Origin of the sequence: Chryseobacterium sp. UNC8MFCol, assembly GCF_000482305.1 — a bacterium.
GTDB lineage: Bacteria > Bacteroidota > Bacteroidia > Flavobacteriales > Weeksellaceae > Chryseobacterium > Chryseobacterium indologenes.
Map to the genome: position 1 here is coordinate 16,601 of NZ_KI535291.1, position 17,609 is coordinate 34,209.

11 protein-coding genes are annotated in these 17,609 nt (G+C 38.3%); 9 read left to right on the plus strand and 2 right to left on the minus strand.

The features are described from left to right. Positions 1-24 precede the first annotated feature (24 nt). Entirely contained in the window at positions 25-2,031 is a 2,007-nt protein-coding gene (gene ligA / locus M030_RS0117835) for an NAD-dependent DNA ligase LigA (protein WP_027374747.1), read from the minus strand. 240 nt (positions 2,032-2,271) lie between these two features. On the opposite strand from ligA, the gene M030_RS0117840 reads away from it, so the two are divergent. The 9 genes from M030_RS0117840 to M030_RS0117880 all read left to right on the plus strand — a co-directional run bounded on the left by M030_RS0117840 (position 2,272) and on the right by M030_RS0117880 (position 16,676). Beyond that, positions 2,272-5,367 (plus strand): TonB-dependent receptor, encoded by a 3,096-nt coding sequence (locus tag M030_RS0117840; protein WP_027374748.1) that lies wholly within the window; start codon positions 2,272-2,274, stop codon positions 5,365-5,367. Between the two features lie 141 nt (positions 5,368-5,508). Further along, positions 5,509-6,255 (plus strand): glycerophosphodiester phosphodiesterase family protein, encoded by a 747-nt coding sequence (locus M030_RS0117845; RefSeq protein WP_027374749.1) that lies wholly within the window; start codon positions 5,509-5,511, stop codon positions 6,253-6,255. A gap of 486 nt (positions 6,256-6,741) precedes the next feature. Then, positions 6,742-9,714, plus strand: coding sequence for a SusC/RagA family TonB-linked outer membrane protein (locus tag M030_RS0117850; protein ID WP_027374750.1), 2,973 nt, complete (start codon positions 6,742-6,744; stop codon positions 9,712-9,714). A 10-nt stretch (positions 9,715-9,724) separates the two neighbouring features. Continuing rightward, positions 9,725-11,170 carry a SusD/RagB family nutrient-binding outer membrane lipoprotein gene (locus tag M030_RS0117855; RefSeq protein WP_027374751.1) on the plus strand — a complete coding sequence of 482 codons (1,446 nt, stop codon included), beginning with the start codon at positions 9,725-9,727 and terminating at the stop codon, positions 11,168-11,170. A gap of 43 nt (positions 11,171-11,213) precedes the next feature. Continuing rightward, the gene (locus tag M030_RS0117860; protein ID WP_027374752.1) at positions 11,214-12,803 is read left to right on the plus strand and encodes a calcineurin-like phosphoesterase C-terminal domain-containing protein; all 1,590 of its coding nucleotides are present in this window, start codon (positions 11,214-11,216) and stop codon (positions 12,801-12,803) included. Positions 12,804-13,144: 341 nt separating this feature from the next. Continuing rightward, positions 13,145-13,858 carry a 3-ketoacyl-ACP reductase gene (locus tag M030_RS0117865; protein WP_027374753.1) on the plus strand — a complete coding sequence of 238 codons (714 nt, stop codon included), beginning with the start codon at positions 13,145-13,147 and terminating at the stop codon, positions 13,856-13,858. 359 nt (positions 13,859-14,217) lie between these two features. Next, positions 14,218-15,045, plus strand: coding sequence for a 50S ribosomal protein L11 methyltransferase (prmA, locus tag M030_RS0117870; RefSeq protein ID WP_027374754.1), 828 nt, complete (start codon positions 14,218-14,220; stop codon positions 15,043-15,045). Positions 15,046-15,063: 18 nt separating this feature from the next. After that, a complete protein-coding gene (locus M030_RS0117875) occupies positions 15,064-15,909 on the plus strand; it encodes an SH3 domain-containing protein (RefSeq protein WP_027374755.1) in 846 nt (281 codons plus the stop codon). A 134-nt stretch (positions 15,910-16,043) separates the two neighbouring features. After that, on the plus strand, positions 16,044-16,676 hold the full coding sequence (locus tag M030_RS0117880) for an MgtC/SapB family protein (RefSeq protein ID WP_027374756.1): 633 nt from the start codon (positions 16,044-16,046) through the stop codon (positions 16,674-16,676). A gap of 319 nt (positions 16,677-16,995) precedes the next feature. Here the strand turns inward: M030_RS0117880 and M030_RS0117885 are convergent, their stop codons facing one another. Continuing rightward, positions 16,996-17,412: an EamA family transporter gene (locus M030_RS0117885; RefSeq protein ID WP_027374757.1), complete on the minus strand. Its 417-nt coding sequence runs from the start codon at positions 17,410-17,412 to the stop codon at positions 16,996-16,998. Positions 17,413-17,609: the final 197 nt, after the last annotated feature.

The following is a 17,609-nucleotide window of genomic DNA, read 5'->3' on the forward strand; positions in this document are numbered from 1 at the left end:
CTGTTAATAATTATTTTGAATGCCTTACTGCTTTTCAATCAAATCCAGGAATTGTTGCTCATCAAGGATTTCAATAGTGCCGATATCCTGGGCTTTTTTAAGCTTACTTCCCGCTTTTTCACCTACCACAAGATAATTGAGGTTTTTAGAAACGGCAGAAATGTTTTTTCCGCCATGCTTTTCCACCATCTCTTCTGCAGATTCTCTCGTGAACAGAGATAGCTTTCCGGTGAAAAGGAAAGTTTTACCTTCCAGAACATTGGATAAGACCTCATTGGTGCTTTCTCCTTTTTCCAGTTGTACACCGTAAGATTTTAAACGTTCAATCATTAAAACATTTTCGGAGTTCTGGAAAAAATCGACAATGCTGACTGCAATTTTAGCTCCGATATCTTCAACCTGACAAAGCTCTTCAACAGTAGCATTTTTTAACTCATCAATCGTAGGAAAGTTTTTTACCAGTTTTTTGGCAACCGTTTCCCCTACATGTTTGATTCCGATACCGTACAGTACTTTTTCAAATGCAATTTCTTTTGATTTTTCGATTCCTGTAATGATATTCTGGGCAGATTTTTCTGCCATTCTTTCCAGCGGAAGAAGTTGCTCTTTCGTCAGTACGTAGAAATCTGCAGGATTTTCAATCAACCGTTCTCTGTATAATTGCTCAATCGTTTCGCTCCCAAGATTTTCGATGTTCAGTGCTTTTCTGGAAACGTAGTGAATCATTCTTCCTACCACTTGTGGCGGGCAGTGAAGCTCATTAGGACAGAAATGGATCGCCTGGTCTTCAACTTTTACCAGCTCGGTTCCACATTCAGGACAGTTTTTGATATATTCTATTTCTCTGCTTTCCTCCGTTCTTTTATCAGTATTTACCCCAACAATTTTAGGAATAATCTCACCTCCTTTTTCTACATATACAAAATCATGCTCGTGCAGGTCCAGCTTTTTGATAATATCTTCATTGTGAAGAGAAGCTCTTTTTACAATGGTTCCGGCCAATAAAACAGGTTTTAAATTGGCGACAGGAGTAATAGCCCCCGTTCTTCCCACCTGATAAGAAACAGTCTGTAATTCGGTCTCTACCTTTTCTGCTTTAAACTTGTAAGCCATTGCCCAACGTGGTGACTTCGCGGTATATCCAAGTTGTCTCTGTTGTTGTAATGAATTTACTTTTAAAACTATACCATCAATCTCAAAGGGAAGATTATGACGCTCCGTATCCCAGAATGTGATAAATTCTTTCACCTCATCGAGTGTTCTGCATAATTTTGCCTGTTGAGACGTTTTGAAACCCCAGCTCTGAGCTTTCTGAAGCAACTCCCAATGAGTCTCTGCAGGAACTTCCTCCGAAATAAACTGATACAGTACAGAAGATAATCCACGTTTTCTTACCTCGCCGCTGTCCTGCATTTTTAAACTTCCACTCGCTGTATTTCTTGGATTCATGAACGGGTCAAGACCTTCTTCCTCACGTTGCTTATTCAGCTTGTCAAAGTTTTTTCTTGTCAGATAAATTTCACCACGCATAAAAAACTGAGAAGGAAAATCTCCTTTTAATGTCAGTGGAATATCAGAAATTGTACGGACGTTTGGCGTAATCTCATCTCCCTGGAATCCGTCACCACGCGTTACAGCCTGGGTCAGTTTTCCGTTTTCATAAAGAATGGAAATGGATGCACCGTCATATTTCAGCTCGGCTACAAACTCTACTGGATCATTAATGGTTTTAATAATTCTTTTCTCCCAATCTTCCAGATCATCAAAATCGTAGGAGTTATCCAGAGAATACATCCTGAATTTATGCTGGATTGTAGGGAAAACTTTAGTGATCCCACCACCTACACGTACCGTAGGAGAATTGTCATCATAAAATTCCGGATGTTTTGCTTCCAGGTCGCGAAGTTCTTCCAATAGCATATCAAAGTCGTAATCAGATATGGTAGGAGTATCCAGCAGATAATAATTTTCGTTATGTTGGTGAAGCTCTTTACGGAGCTGCTCTATTCTTTGTTGAATGTTTTCAGACATTACTATTCTATCTTTTAAGCAAAAATAAATAAACTAATCCCATTTAAAAAATAACATAATTAAATAGTAACGGAAAATTAAAAATTCGTAACATGCTTCAACAGATTGATTATATCGCCAGTGTATTGATATTTATAATAAGTTAATATAGGGTTTTAATTTAATTAAAATAATGTTAAAGTTTTCTTAAATAGATGCCTTTTAAAGTTAAATATCTTTGCGCATCTAATAATTACATAAATGAGAAAAGTAAAGATTGTACTGGGATTATTGTTTTTAGGGCTTGGAACGATGGCGTATGCCCAGACCACGCAGGCTTCTATTGTAGGGAAAGTAACCGGACCGGGAAGTAAGGCCCAGGAAAAAGTGAAAGTAACGATCGTCAATGAATCTACAGGGTTCAGAACGGAAACAGAGACCAATTCAAAAGGAGAATATATCTTTAAAGAAATTCCTTTGGGCGGCCCTTATACAGTTATCGTCAATGATGACAAAAAGGAAGGCTACAGTGTAAACTTCGGAGATCAGGTTACTGTAAACATGGATCTTGGAGGAGAAAAGAATATTGAAGAAGTAAAGATCACGGGAAACCTTAAGAATAAAATCGGAAACCTTGGAGCTGCTACGGCCATTTCTGCGAAAAATATCAGTATGCTTCCGGTGAACGGAAGAAACTTTGCGAATCTAACCGAGTTGTCGCCTCTGAGTGGTAAAGGTGGAAACCTTTCCGGTCAGCTTGGCTCTTCCACAAACTTTACGATTGACGGGATGACCGCAAAAAATCCTACTTCAGCAGGGGCTACGACCAGCCGAAGTGGTGCCCCGTTCTCAATTTCTATTGAAGCCGTTCGTGAATTTAAAATTACAACCAACCAGTACGATGTCACTCTGGGAAGAAGCGGAGGAGGAACAGTAAGCGCCGTTACGAAATCCGGAACCAATAAATTCTCAGGAAGCGCATGGGAATATTTAAGAACAAACTGGCTGTCCAGCCCTTACGATATCAAAGGAACCAAGAGGCAGAATGACTTCTCAACTTCTCAGTTCGGATTTTCACTGGGAGGACCGATCATCAAAAATAAATTACACTTCTTCGTAGCCTGGGACCATCAGCTGGATTCAAGACCATTGCTTATTGCTGATATCGGATCAAAAGAAGATGAATTAAGATTAAATACAACCACTGAAACCCTTAATAAATTTCTGGACATTGCCAGAGCAAAATACGGAGTGGGAAATACTCCTCAGTTCGGAAGTTTTAATAAAGTAAGAAATTCAGACGCCGCCTTTTTACGTTTAGACTGGCAGATCAATGAAAAACATTTGTTAACCTTAAGAAATAACTTTACCCACGATCTTAATAAAAACGGATTAGGTGATAATACAAGCATCAATTTCTTTGAGTCTTACGGAAATGATAAAAACCTTGACAACAGTTTATTATTAACATTGAGGTCGAACCTGAAACCCAATCTGACCAATGAGTTGAAAGCTCAGTATCTGTACACATTCCAGAACAGTTATCAGAATGATGAGCTCGGTGGACCTGTACCGAGAGCTGTTGTAGAAAATATCCTGTCTCAGGGCGTAGGATCTACCAATATCCAGATCGGAGGTCACCGTTTTGCACAGGAAAGCTTTAGAAACAATGTATTTCAGATCGTAGATAACTTGTACTACAACACCGATAAAGTAAAATATACCTTCGGAGCAGACCTGATGTATACTACTTCAAAATCGATCTACGGAAGTGAAGTGAACGGGAGATTTTATTTCAGGGAAGATGGCAAAAATAATCCTAGCAATCTTTACAATTTTGAAAGCCTTAAACCTTACAGATTCTACAGGGAAGTACCTTTAGTTGATGATCCTTCCGTGAGATCCAATATCTGGAATATCGGTGTTTACGGTCAATTTCAGACAAAAATTGCAAAAGGTCTTGATGTGATGGCCGGCTTAAGATTGGATTATGGCGGTTATCCGAAAGCAGAATTTAATCAAAAGCTGTATGACGAAATGGGCATCAGAACGGATAACAAAATCAAGTCATTCGTGATCCAGCCCAGATTCCAGTTTGATTGGAATATCAACGAAGAAAATAAAGATTTCCTGAAGTTCGGAGCCGGAATATTCTCGTCTGATATCAACAATTACATGATCATCAATAACCTTGTATTTGACGGAAAACACCTTGCAACGGTGGATGTGACGGGTACTGATGTTCCTGTTCCGGATTTTAACAGCTATAGAAATAATTATGGCACAGTTCCTACATTGGCTGATAAACAGATTCCGACAATTAACTATACCGGTGAAAATGCTAAAATCCCAATCGTTTACAAAGCAAACATTTCCTATACCCACTTCTTCAATGAAAGATTCAGAGCAGGAATTGCAGCGTATATGGCATTGGGAAGAAACAATTATTACTACTATGACAGAAATATGAAAGTTAATCCCGTCTTCACCCTCGATAATGAAGGAGGAAGAGGAGTATTTGTGCCGGCAACAAGTATAAAAGATGGTAAAGTAGACTGGAAAGAAGGAAGAATCAATAACAATTTCGGCAGAGTACTGGAGCTGGTAAGTGACGGTAAAGTAAATCAGTTCTCCTTTGTGATTGACACGAGCTACCGTTACTGGAAAGACGGGGAAATCACAGCAAGTTATACATGGTCCGACATTAAAGATAATACCTCTTACAATGGGAACGTAGCCAATTCAGCCACACTGTCTACCATGATTCAGAGTGACCCGAGAGATTTAAGAATGACATATTCTGACAATCAGTTCCGTAATAAAGTCGTAATCTACGGTAACTCACCTACGATCGCAGGGTTTACACTGGGAATAAGGTATTCAGGGATCGGAGGAACCCGTTTCTCAATGACTTCAGGGGGAAATGTTAACGGAGATTTCGTAGATTCCAACGACCTGGCATACATCTTCCCGAATATTGCACAATCTATTTTGGATGATCCGCAAGTAGGAAAAGCATTGAAAGATTACGTAAATGAATACAATGGTAAAATAGCAGAACGTAACGGAGGTAAAAACGGATTCTTCGGAGTATGGGATGTAAGAATAGCCAAAAAAATTAAGTTTGATAAAATCGGTGCATTTGAACTTTCTGTAGATATTTTCAACGTAGCCAACCTGCTGAACAAAAGCTGGGGAGTTAATGAATCATACGGAAATACCGCTTTATACAGAATAAAAGGATTCAATCAGGTAACCAAACAGTTTGAATACGATAAAAATATCAGCGGTAACGGTTTAGTCCCTCTTTCAGGAAATCCATACCAGATCCAGATTGGAGCGAAGTATAGTTTCTAACGCATCAAAACCATACCCCACAAAAGCCGGAATCTTCCTTTTTGTGGGGTATTTTTTATAATAAGTCTCAATGGCTATCGTTATAATACCTACCTTTATCAACAGGTTTCCGAACTTTATTTTAATTATCTAAATTATATTATGAAAAATTTTATCTTAGGGTTAGCAGTTTTAAGTACAGGATTGATGAAAGCACAAACCCAGATTATTGCCCATAGAGGATATTTCCAGGCTCAGCCTCCTACAACGGAAAACTCCCTTAAATCTTTAGAAAATGCTCAGAAACTGAAAATTTACGGATCTGAGTTTGATGTGAGAATGACCAAAGATGGAGTATTGGTGATCAACCATGATGAACATCACGGTAAAATGGAAATTTCAGAAACATCTTTCAAAGAATTGGAGGCTCTGAAATTATCCAACGGTGAAAAATTTCCGACATTAAAGGATTATTTAAAACAAGGAAAGAAAGACACTTCCCTGAAACTGATTGTGGAAATAAAACCGGCAAAAACTCCTGAACTGGAAAATGAGCTGACCCGGAAAACCATCAGGACAATTAAAGATATGAAGCTGGAGTCTCAGACTGAGTTTATTTCCTTCAGCCTGAATATCTGCAAAGAAATTAAAAAGCTTGCTCCAACCGCTAAAGTTCAGTATCTGAACGGAGAACTGTCTCCCGAACAAATCAAAAAAGAAGGATTAGACGGTATGGATTACCATTACAGTGTTTTCCAGAAAAATCCAACATGGATTGCTGAGGCCAAAACATTAGGGCTGATCACCAATTCCTGGACGGTAAATGATGTGGCAGTATATGATGAGTTGAAAAAACAGGGCATCGGATTTATCACAACCAATATCCCGGATCAACTGAAAAATAAATAACCCGAATCTTTCTGGGTGTATCACAAATACCTCAGTCAAAAGACCAGACATTCCCCTCTCCTCCGGAGTGGTGTCAAATCTTTGATTTGACGGGGCGGTTAACCTCCAACCAAAAATGTACGTAATATCTGCAATCTGCCCCTATAATGGAACAGATTGCTTTTTTTATCCAAATATTTCTCTGTAATACATTTTGCAGGTGATGTATGGATATTTCCGGAATGGAATTTTATTGTATCTGTTTTTAATTCAATACTTTACATTTGTTTTGTGGTATTATCTCAAGGGAAGACAATAAAGGTACGTAAATAAGTTCTGACTATGATATTAAAAGTACTTAATTCCTTAAATCGCTGTGAAACAGAGTGGTATATTTAGTTGTTAAGAAAAAATTAACAATCCATTCAATAAACATTTAAAAAATGTTAAAATCATATTAAAATCGTAGTCATATTGTCGTTTTAATTTTGCGCAAACAAAAAGGATATGCGTAAAGAGACACAAAAGCTGTTGGTTTTGTCGCTGTTAGGAATAATCAGCGTCAATCTGACGGCTCAGCAGAAAGCTAAAAAAGACACCATTAAAGGGCTTGACGAAGTAGTGGTAACTGCTTTAGGGATCAAAAGACACGACAAGTCTTTGGGGTATTCTACCCAAACTATTAATTCAGATGAAATTTTACAAACCCAGAACAATAACTGGGCACAATCTCTGGAAGGTAAAGTAGCCGGATTAAAAATTCAGACTGCCGGAGCCGGCCCTTTGGGAACAAGCCGTATTACGCTTCGTGGAGATATTTCAATGAATATGGGAAATAATGGTGCGCTGATTGTTGTGGACGGCGTTCCTTTGAGTGATAAAAGAACAGGTACCGGCACCGGGGCATACGGAGCGGGCTCCGGGGGAGACTTACCAATCGATTACGGAGATAGTTTCAACAGCATCAATCCTGATGACATTGAATCCGTATCCATCCTAAAAGGACCTTCCGCGTCTGCATTATATGGTTCCCGCGGTTCCCGGGGAGCTATTATGATTACCACGAAATCAGGTAAGACCAGAAAAGGAAAAATTCAGGTTACGCTAAATTCTTATTCGAGCTTTGATACGGTTTTAAAATGGCCGGATTATCAATATGAATACGGACAGGGAACCCAGCAGAAAGATAAAAACGGAAATTATTATTATTCCTACGGAGCCTCACCGGATGGAGTCAATACAGGCTCTACGAGTAGTGCATTCGGACCGAAGTTTGACGGTCAGTACTATTTCCAGTATGATCCTGCCATAGAAGGGCAAAGTAAAGAAAGAAAACTCTGGAAACCTTATAAAAATAATATCAAAGACTTCTGGCAGACCGGAGCAACCTATTCAAACAGTATATCGATTGCTCAATCTAATGAATCAACTGCATTCAGGACTTCCATCTCTTATCTGAAGAATGAATGGATGATGCCGAATACAGGCTTCAATCGATTTAACGGAGCAATCTCTTTAGATCATAAACTGAGCAGCAAAGTAAAAATCGGGACCAAAGTCAATTTTAGCCAGACGACAAGTGATAATCTTCCTGCAACGGGATATAATAACCAGTCGATCTCTTATTTCATGATTTTCCAGAATCCCAATGTTGATCTTGACTGGTACAAACCGATTTGGAGAAAAGGTCAGGAACAGGTGGATCAGGTACATCCTTTCAGTTCTTATATTGATAATCCTTATCTGATCGCTTATGAAAACCTGAATACAACCAATAAAAAGATCCTTACGGGAAATATTAACGTAAGCTATCAATTTGCGAAGAATCTGGATGTGGCTTTCAAATCAGGATTGGAATGGAGCAATGAAATGCGTACCCAAAGAAGACCATGGAGCTCTGCCAATTACCTGAAAGGTTATTACAGGGAACAATATATCAGGTATATGGACCTTAATAATGATGTCTTGTTCACATATAAAAATAAATTCGGAGACTTTGGAATTACAGCTTCCGCCGGAGGAAGTATCAGGTACTATGAATCTACCATGAGTGATTACAGGGCTATCGGGCTTAATAAAGCCGGTCTTTATCAGTTGTCTAATGCGACATCTTTAGACAACAGGCTTCCGAAACCAAACGATAATCAGGTGAACAGTGTCTATGCATTGGCCAACTTCAGTTATAAGGATATGATTTTTCTTGATGTAACATCCAGAAACGACTGGAGCAGCACCCTGCCTCGTCACAACAGATCCTATTTTTATCCTTCCATATCCTCATCACTTGTCCTGTCTGATATCTTTAAACTGAAATCAGATCAGTTCAATTTCTGGAAACTGAGATTATCATGGTCGAAAGTAGGAAATGACACCTACAATTATATGCTTGATAAATATTACGAAAATAGCACTTTCTCAGGATCGGTAGAGTCTCCGCTGTTATACCCGAATCCCAATCTGAAGCCGGAAATGATTACCAATATAGAAGGCGGACTGGATTTTACCCTCTTAAAAAACAGATTGACATTCAATTTTACAGCATATCAGATCAATTCAAAAAACCAGTCCATTGTTATCCCGGTTTTATATGAAACAGGCTACAACAAAAGAATTATCAACTCAGGAGAATTGAGAAACAGAGGGATTGAATTGGTACTAAATGCTTATCCGGTCAAGAATAAAGATTTCTCATGGAACATTAATGCCAACTGGTCTATGAACAGAAACAAAATACTTTCTCTTCCGGATGAATTCCAGGGGCAGCCCTATACAATGGCCAGCGTGGGAGGTGTAGTATATTATAACGCAGTTGTAGGAGGTTCATTGGGAGATATGTACGGATACGGTTTAATGTATTCTCCGGATGGCCAGGTGATCTATGGAGCCGATGGCCTAACGGCTAAACCTACAGAAATGAAAAAGATAGGAAATGCATACCCGAAATGGAGAGCAGGACTTCAGAATGAATTTAAATATAAAAACTTTACAGTCAGTTTCTCATTCGATGGACAGTATAAAGGTATGGCTTACTCACAGTCTCATCACAAAATGTCTGAACAGGGAAAACTTACCCATACGCTTGCAGGAAGAGACAACCCTGGTGGTTTGATCGTTGGGCAGGGAGTGGTTCAGAATGCTGACGGGACTTTTTCTCAAAATACAAAAGGAATTCCCGTGGCTACTTACTATGGAGATTATTACAGGAGAGCCAATGTCGAAACCAATTCATTCGATACTTCTTTCATCAAACTGAGAGATGCCAGGATTTCTTATTCTTTCCCCAAATCAGTAACAGAGTCTTTAAAAATGACCGATATCACCCTTGCCGTATTTGGAAGAAATCTCTGGATGTGGACGAAGTTCCCGCTATTTGATCCCGAAGCTGCTACCCTTGACGACTCTACCATCACTCCCGGTGTTGAAATGGGTCAGTTGCCTACCGCAAGAACAGTAGGAATTCAGTTAAACGTTAAATTTTAAAATCAGAAACATGAAAAAGTTAATCTATATATGTTCATTCCTTGCCCTTCTCAATACCACTGTTTCATGTGACAGGAGTCTTGAGGAAATCAACAAAGATACCAGCAGAATTAATGAGCCGGTGGCCAGCTCTTTGTTGGTTCCGATCCAGTACAATATGGCTGCGGTAGGCTATAACAGGGCCAATGACTTTACTTTCGATATCATGCAGGTTTCTCTGGATTTTCCGAATGAGGGAAATTCCCTGAGCCGTTATTATATCACAGAAAATACAGGAGCCGGATTCTGGAATAATTCTTACCGTTGGCTGAAACAGGTAGATGACCTTAAAAAAGCAGCCATTGCTGAAGGTGATAAAAATTACCAGGCCATTTCAATGGTGCTGAATGCATGGATTTATTCCAATCTTACCGATACTTACGGAGATATCCCGTTTTCCCAGGCATCACAACTGGATAATGGTATTCTTCAGCCAAAGTTTGACAAACAAAAAGATATTTATGTAAGTCTGTTAGATGATCTAAAGGCTGCCAATAGTCTTTTTGTTACCAATAAAACCCTGACCGGAGGAGATTTGTTTTATAAAGCGGATACTGATGTCAACGGAATCACCAATTGGAAGAAATTCTGTAATTCTCTTTCTTTAAGGCTTCTGACAAGAATTTTAAGCAGAGACGGAGAGGTTAATGTAAAAGAAAGAATTCAGGAAATTGCCAACAATCCGACCGTATATCCTGTTTTTCAGACTAATGCTGATGCTGCCAAACTTGACATTTCAGGAATTTCCCCCTTAATGCCGCCTATCGCAAGACCTCAGGATTTTACGACAGGGAGGGCTGCATCTGAATTCTTTTTACAGACCTTAAAGGCAAATAATGATCCGCGCGGTCCTATGTTTTTTACCCAGGCTAAGGACCTTAATAATGTCAATATCGGATATGTAGGAGCGCCTTCAGGATATCCTTTCGGAACTGTTTTTAACTACCAGCCTTCCAACCTTAATCAAAACCTGGCAAAAGCTCCCCTGAAGATATTTATTTATCCCTATGCGGAGCTGCAGTTTACCTTAGCTGAGCTGGCCTTAAAAGGAATTATTACCGGCAGCGCAAAAACTTTCTACGAAAATGGCGTAAAGGCATCTATTGAACAGTGGGGATCAGTAGTTCCGGCTAACTATTTTGATAACGATAATGTTGCCTTCAATGCAGATATTAAAAAGATTATGCTCCAGAAGTACATCGCTCTTTTCTTCGTAGACCAGCAGCAATGGTTTGAAAAGAGGAGAACAGGGTTTCCGGTGCTTCCGAACAATGGCGGATTGCTGAATAACGGAGAGCTGCCTCAAAGATTGATGTACCCTCCCAATCCTAAAGTGTTGAACACAGCCAATTACCAGGCGGCCGTTCAGCAAATGGGCGGAGATCATATCAATGTGAAAATGTGGTGGAACAAATAATTGAGAATGTAAAGAGTAAAAATAATCTAAAAATTTAAAAATAATGAAGATCAATATACAATGTATCGTGCCTTGCCTGCTGGTTTCAGCAATGGCATTCTCACAAACTTCTGTTTCAGGATATGTATACGAAGATACTAACAAGAATCAGAAAAAAGAAAATCGTGAAAGAGGAATTGAAGGTGTAGCTGTTTCCAATGGCGTTCAGGTAATTCTTACGGATAAAAACGGGAGATACAGCCTTCCGGTTCAGGAAGATCAGACTATTTTCGTGATCAAGCCTTCAGGATATCAGACTGCTTTAAACTCCAACAATCTTCCGCAGTTTTATTATCATCACAAACCTAAAGGATCACCCGCTGATTTTAAATATAAAGGAGTAGCACCAACAGGACAGCTTCCCAAAGAAGTAAACTTTCCGCTTTATCCACAGAACGAAAATAAAAATTTTGATATTCTGGTTTTCGGTGACCCACAGCCTTATACCGAAAAGGAACTTGATTATTTCAAAAGAGGAATTGTGAATGAAGTAAAGAACACTAAGAAAAATGCTGTTCTTGGAATCAGTTTGGGGGATTTGGTAGGAGATAACCTGAGCCTGCAAAAACCTTACGCAGATGTGATGAAAGAAGTTGGATTACCATGGTATAATGTAATGGGCAATCACGACATGAATTATGATGCTAAAGAAGATAAACTGTCCGATGAAACTTTTGAATCCAATTTTGGTCCGGCCAATTACTCTTTCAACTACGGGAATGTACACTTTATTATTTTAGATGATATTTTGTACCCCGATCCCAGGGATGGAAAAGGATATTGGGGAGGCTTCCGTGAAGATCAGCTGCAGTTCATTGAAAATGACCTGAAACTGGTAGATAAAAACAAACTGATTGTCATCTCTTTCCATATTCCGCTGGAACATAAGAATGAAGACAGTTTCAGAAATGCAGACCGTCAGAAGTTATTCGATTTCCTAAATCCTTTCCGGAATGTACTCTTATTATCAGCCCATACCCATATCCAGCAACAGATTTTTTATGGTAAACAGGAAGGTTGGAAAGGGATGAAAGATTTACATGAGTACAACGTGGGAACAACCTGTGGTGACTGGTATTCCGGAACACCTGACGATGCAGGACTTCCGACATCAACAATGAGAGACGGAACCGCAAAAGGGTATTCTTTTATTAGTTTTACCGATAACCAGTATAAAGTGAAATACAGAACTGCCGGAAAACCGGAAGATTATCAGATCAAATTATACGTTCCGAAAGTAATTCCTTATCCCTCAAAAACTTCTGCGAAAATACTAGCCAATTTCTTTATGGGAAGCAAAAAAGATAAAGTAGAGTACAGAATAGACAACGGAAAATGGGAAGAAATGGAGTATGACGAAACCATCGATCCGAATTTTGCTCTTTCCGTGTTCAAATGGGATACCACTGAGAAGATCTTACCGGGCAGAAGACCTTCCAATCCTGAAATGTCTAAACATATCTGGGAGGCAGATTTTCCCAAGAAACTTGCTCTGGGAAAACATAAAGTAGAGGTGAGAGCAGTTGATATGTATGGAAATAAATTCACTGCATCAGAAGACTTTGATGTTCAGAATTCAATCCAGATTCCTTAGACTTTTAATTTTTTACTATACTTTTTTTTAGATTTTGAAACCGGTTCTTTTGAAATCGGTTTCTTTATTTTGGGAAGGTTTAAAATGTCGAACTATTAATTTTTATTAAATCACATAGAAACATAGAAAATGAAAAATTGATAAAAACTCAAAGGGGGAGATCCCGGATTTAAATGTTATATTACCTGTGAAGTCATTTCAGGCAACTTGTTGTCTCAAAATACTACTGTGCCTATGTGGTTTATACTCTTCCCAACCATTAAAAAACTATTAAATATCCTTTCTTTCCGTTCCATAAAAATGTTCTTTTGTAACTTTGTGCAACAAAAAGTATTATCACTATGAATATAAATGGAAAAAATGCCATCGTAACAGGTGGTGGAAGAGGACTGGGTAAAGCTGTAGCATTAGCTTTGGCTAATGAAGGAGTGAACGTAGCCATTACAGGAAGAAACGAAGAAAACCTTAAAAATACCGTTGAAGAGATTAAAAAACTGGGAGTGAATTCAGCCTACGCAATATTCAGTATTGATGATGAAGCTGCTGTGAACTCAGGAATCGCTACTCTGGCAGAATCGCTTGGAGGTGTGGATATCCTTGTGAATAATGCAGGTATCGGCGACTTCGGAACCATAGAAGAAATGCCGTCTGAAACCTGGGAACAAGTGATTAAAACAAACCTATTCGGAGTGTACTATGCTGCTAAAGCTGTACATCCGTTTATGAAAGCAAAAGGTGAAGGAGATATTGTAAACGTAGCTTCTACAGCGGGACTGAAAGGAGGACCAAACATGTCAGCCTATGCCGCTTCAAAAGCAGCCGTAGTTTCTTTATCTCAATCTATGATGGCAGAATGGAGAAAGCAAAATATCCGTGTGATTACATTGACCCCAAGTACCATTGCTTCTGATATGAGTATCCAGGGCGGACTTACAGACGGAAATCCGGATAAAGTATTACAACCTGAAGATTTTGCAGAATGGGTAAGGGATATTTTGAAAATGAACAGAAGAGCTTTGATTGCCAATGGATCTATTTTTTCTACAAACCCTTAATGAATTGAAAATTGGAAATCACAACTTGATTTCAATTTTAATATAGAATTCAATAGGAGCGGGCTTTAGTCCGCTTTTTTTGTTAATCAATCAGGTTAGTGAAAGCATGAAATCTGTAGAATTTGTGAATTCATCGGAGATTGAATCAATAAGATACACCGATAGGAGCGGGCTTTACCCCGCTTTCATTTTTCCGTTAACCATTCGGCTTTAGCCAAAACCTGAAAATTTAAAGAAAATTGTCCATAAAAAACAATTCATCCCCCTGATTAAAATAAAATCCTTCACATTCACCAAAACTTATCCTATCCATTTTTTTAACAATAATAACATTAGTATTTTTGCAGCAAATTATTCACATGCAAAATTATTTAGAATTCGATTTCAGGATTTCTCCGCTTCAGCCATGGAACGAAATATTAATGGCAGAACTTATAGAAATAGGTTTTGACAGTTTCACGGAAGAGCTGGAAGGAATTTTAGGATATATCCAGACAGATGTATTTAATGAAGAAGAACTGAAGGCTTTACCGCTTTTTCAAAATGAAGAAGTGAAAATCGAGTATACTTTCCAGGAAATGCCCAATATCAACTGGAATGAAGAATGGGAAAAGAATTTTGAACCCATCAATATCGATGATAAAGTAATGATTAGAGCAGAATTCCATGAATCTGTACCGGGAATGCACGAAATTATTATCCAACCGAAAATGTCTTTTGGAACAGGGCACCATCCAACAACTCACCTGATGATCGAGCAGATGATGGATATTGACTTTACCGGTAAAAAAGTACTGGATATGGGTTGCGGAACTTCTGTACTGGCGATCTACGCAAAACAGCAGGGAGCGGGAGACACAAAAGCAATTGATATTGACGAATGGTCTGTTGAAAATTCAAAGGAAAATGCCGTGAGAAATGGTGTTGAGCTTGATATAGAACAGGGAACAGCTGAAAACCTGGGAAATGAAAATTATGATATTATTTTAGCCAATATCAACAGAAATATCCTGATTTCCGATATCCCGACGTATGTGTCTGTGCTGAATGCCGGAGGTAAATTATTACTTTCAGGATTATGTTTCTTTGATGTAGATGATATTCTTGAAGTTTGTAAAGAGAACGGTCTTACCTTGAAAAAGCAACTGCAGCGTGAAGAATGGGTAAGCCTGTTATTGGAAAAATAAAAAAAACAAAATAGTAATATGAAAACTTTATGGACAGCTTTATTTTTGCTGACTTTGCAGTTTTTTGCAGCTCAGGAAAATGAAGTTTATGCAGATGGAATCTTCGGGTTTGAAGAAAACAAAACCCAGAAAATTTTTACCGATTGGACAAGAGTCAGAAAAGAACCGATGGCCAATTCTCCGATTTTAGACTCGTTACCAACCAATCAACAGATAATGATTCTGAAGAAAGATGAGACGGTTCCTGTTTTGCAGTTGGGAGAAAGAAAAGCAAACTGGTATAAAATCTCCTACCAGAAAGGGGATGCAACCACCGAAGGCTATGTGTGGGGAGGAAATCTCTGTGTAGGCTACCGCAATAAGAATGGTTATGACTTCCTTTTTGGACTTTCAAAAACAGTTAGTCAGAAAAGCAAAGACTTTGATGGTTTTGAAAAACAAAATATTGCCGGAGTAAAGGTACTGGAAGGACATAGACTTGTAGATGAGGTATATTTCAACACAGGAACAGGAGAGGAGCTGAGCTATGCAACATTCAATATAGAAAGCAATCATCAATTACAAAATGTTGAGCTGACCCTGAAAGCAATGGTTTCCGGTGAAGCGTGCGGTATTGCAAGCTATGATCAGTATATCCTCTTTAAAGACAAAAAGCTCATTGCGCTTCCTCAGTTGATGAATGTAGGAGATGCAGATGTCTATTATCACAGTGAAGTATATGTTTTTCCAAATGATAAAGGCGGAATTCCAAATACTTTCGTCTTTAAAATGGAAGAAATGGAAAAAGACGACAAAGACAGAGAAAAGAAAAAGCATTCTTCCAAAACCTATCTATGGAATGGAAGTTCATATAAACTGAAATAAAACTTTTTCATTAAATAAAAAACCGTTGTACTATACAGCGGTTTTTTATTTTTATGTTCCGTCAAGAAGCAAAAACACCTCTTGGGTACCTGGAAAAAATCAAATACATTTATACTGACAAAATAAGTACGCAAATGGATTTACTTGATGATATACTTCCGATTCTTTTTTCAGTGATGGTAGGCGGTATTATAGGCATTGAAAGAGAATACCAGCTGAAGTCCGCAGGACTACGAACGATGATACTGGTAACATTGGGAGCTTGTATTTTTACCATGCTTTCCCAGAACCTGGGTGGATCAGGCAGTCCGGATCGGATAGCTGCGAACATTATTACAGGAATTGGTTTTGTAGGAGCGGGAGTGATTTTTAAAGAGGAAAACAGAGTTTCGGGTCTTACCACAGCTGTTACCATCTGGATATGTGCCGCATTGGGTATGACTATCGGAGCCGGATATTATCAGGAGGCTACCGTAGGTTCTGTTGTCGTATTCTTACTGTTGATTATGTTTAAATATATTCAGGATGTGATCGATAAAATCAGTACCCGTTATACCTATCAGATGACTCTTTCCTATGAGGACGGTGTAAGGGAAAGATATGAAAATCTCTTTAAAGAGCACAATCTGAAATCAATGAGAGGAAAACAGATGAGAAACGGAGAAAAATATACTATCATATGGCGTGTACAGGGAGCCGCCAAAAATCATGACATTTGTACAAAAATTTTACTGAATGATTCGTCCATAGATGAATTTAAGTTCTGATAAAAAACATCAATTTGGTATTATCATAAAAAATAGGACTGGAACGAACCAATCCTACCAAACTTGATTAAGTGTATAGATTAGCCATAATGAATGGCTACAAGGAGCTTAAGAAGCACAAAAAAGATTTTTATTGATCCTTAACCAATGTTTCATTAAATTAATTAAACTAACTTTTTAATGGTCTATTTTTGTTTACCATGTAAATGTAAGATGAATTCTCGCCAGTAAAGGTAAAAGTTAAGTTGATTCAACAAAATAAGGAGGTGAACCGTAGTTTTCATTGAATGAAGTGTTGAGGATATCGGCTTGCAAAATATTATTCAAAGATTAACATCACAGTTCCTGCAATAATCAGTAAAGCGCCGATAACTGTTTTTATCGTCAGAGATTCACCAAGGAAAATGACAGATAAGAAAATAGTCAGGGCAACACTCAATTTATCAACAGGAGCTACCTGAGTTACTTTGCCGGTTTGAAGTGCTTTAAAATAAAATATCCAGGAAAGTCCTGTTGCCAGTCCTGAAATTACAATATAAATCATGTTGTGACGCGAGAGGGCCGGAATTCCCTTGTATTCGCTACGAGCCAGAACGATTCCCCATGCAACAAATAAAATGATGATGCTTCTGATCGCGGTAGCCAGATTTGAATTAACCCCGGTGATTCCAATTTTAGCAAAAATTGCGGTTAATGAAGCAAAAAAAGCCGAGAGAATTGCGTATACCCACCACATAATTTAAAATATTTTAAAATTATTGAAATGCTTATATCTTAGTTTAAAGGTAGTTATAAAAGTAATAATACATTTAATGTTACTTTAAATTTTAATCTTCCATAAAAATAAGCATAGGAAATATACCTCATGAGTCCTTTCTAAAACATATAACCGTATAATGAATTAGGCCATTAATAACTCAGGTTATGAATTGG

Coding starts and splice junctions, on each gene's coding strand:
- ligA (WP_027374747.1), bottom strand. CDS start 2,031: ATGTCTGAAAACATTCAACAAAGAATAGAGCAGCTCCGTAAAGAGCTT.
- M030_RS0117840 (WP_027374748.1), top strand. CDS start 2,272: ATGAGAAAAGTAAAGATTGTACTGGGATTATTGTTTTTAGGGCTTGGA.
- M030_RS0117845 (WP_027374749.1), top strand. CDS start 5,509: ATGAAAAATTTTATCTTAGGGTTAGCAGTTTTAAGTACAGGATTGATG.
- M030_RS0117850 (WP_027374750.1), top strand. CDS start 6,742: ATGCGTAAAGAGACACAAAAGCTGTTGGTTTTGTCGCTGTTAGGAATA.
- M030_RS0117855 (WP_027374751.1), top strand. CDS start 9,725: ATGAAAAAGTTAATCTATATATGTTCATTCCTTGCCCTTCTCAATACC.
- M030_RS0117860 (WP_027374752.1), top strand. CDS start 11,214: ATGAAGATCAATATACAATGTATCGTGCCTTGCCTGCTGGTTTCAGCA.
- M030_RS0117865 (WP_027374753.1), top strand. CDS start 13,145: ATGAATATAAATGGAAAAAATGCCATCGTAACAGGTGGTGGAAGAGGA.
- prmA (WP_027374754.1), top strand. CDS start 14,218: ATGCAAAATTATTTAGAATTCGATTTCAGGATTTCTCCGCTTCAGCCA.
- M030_RS0117875 (WP_027374755.1), top strand. CDS start 15,064: ATGAAAACTTTATGGACAGCTTTATTTTTGCTGACTTTGCAGTTTTTT.
- M030_RS0117880 (WP_027374756.1), top strand. CDS start 16,044: ATGGATTTACTTGATGATATACTTCCGATTCTTTTTTCAGTGATGGTA.
- M030_RS0117885 (WP_027374757.1), bottom strand. CDS start 17,412: ATGTGGTGGGTATACGCAATTCTCTCGGCTTTTTTTGCTTCATTAACC.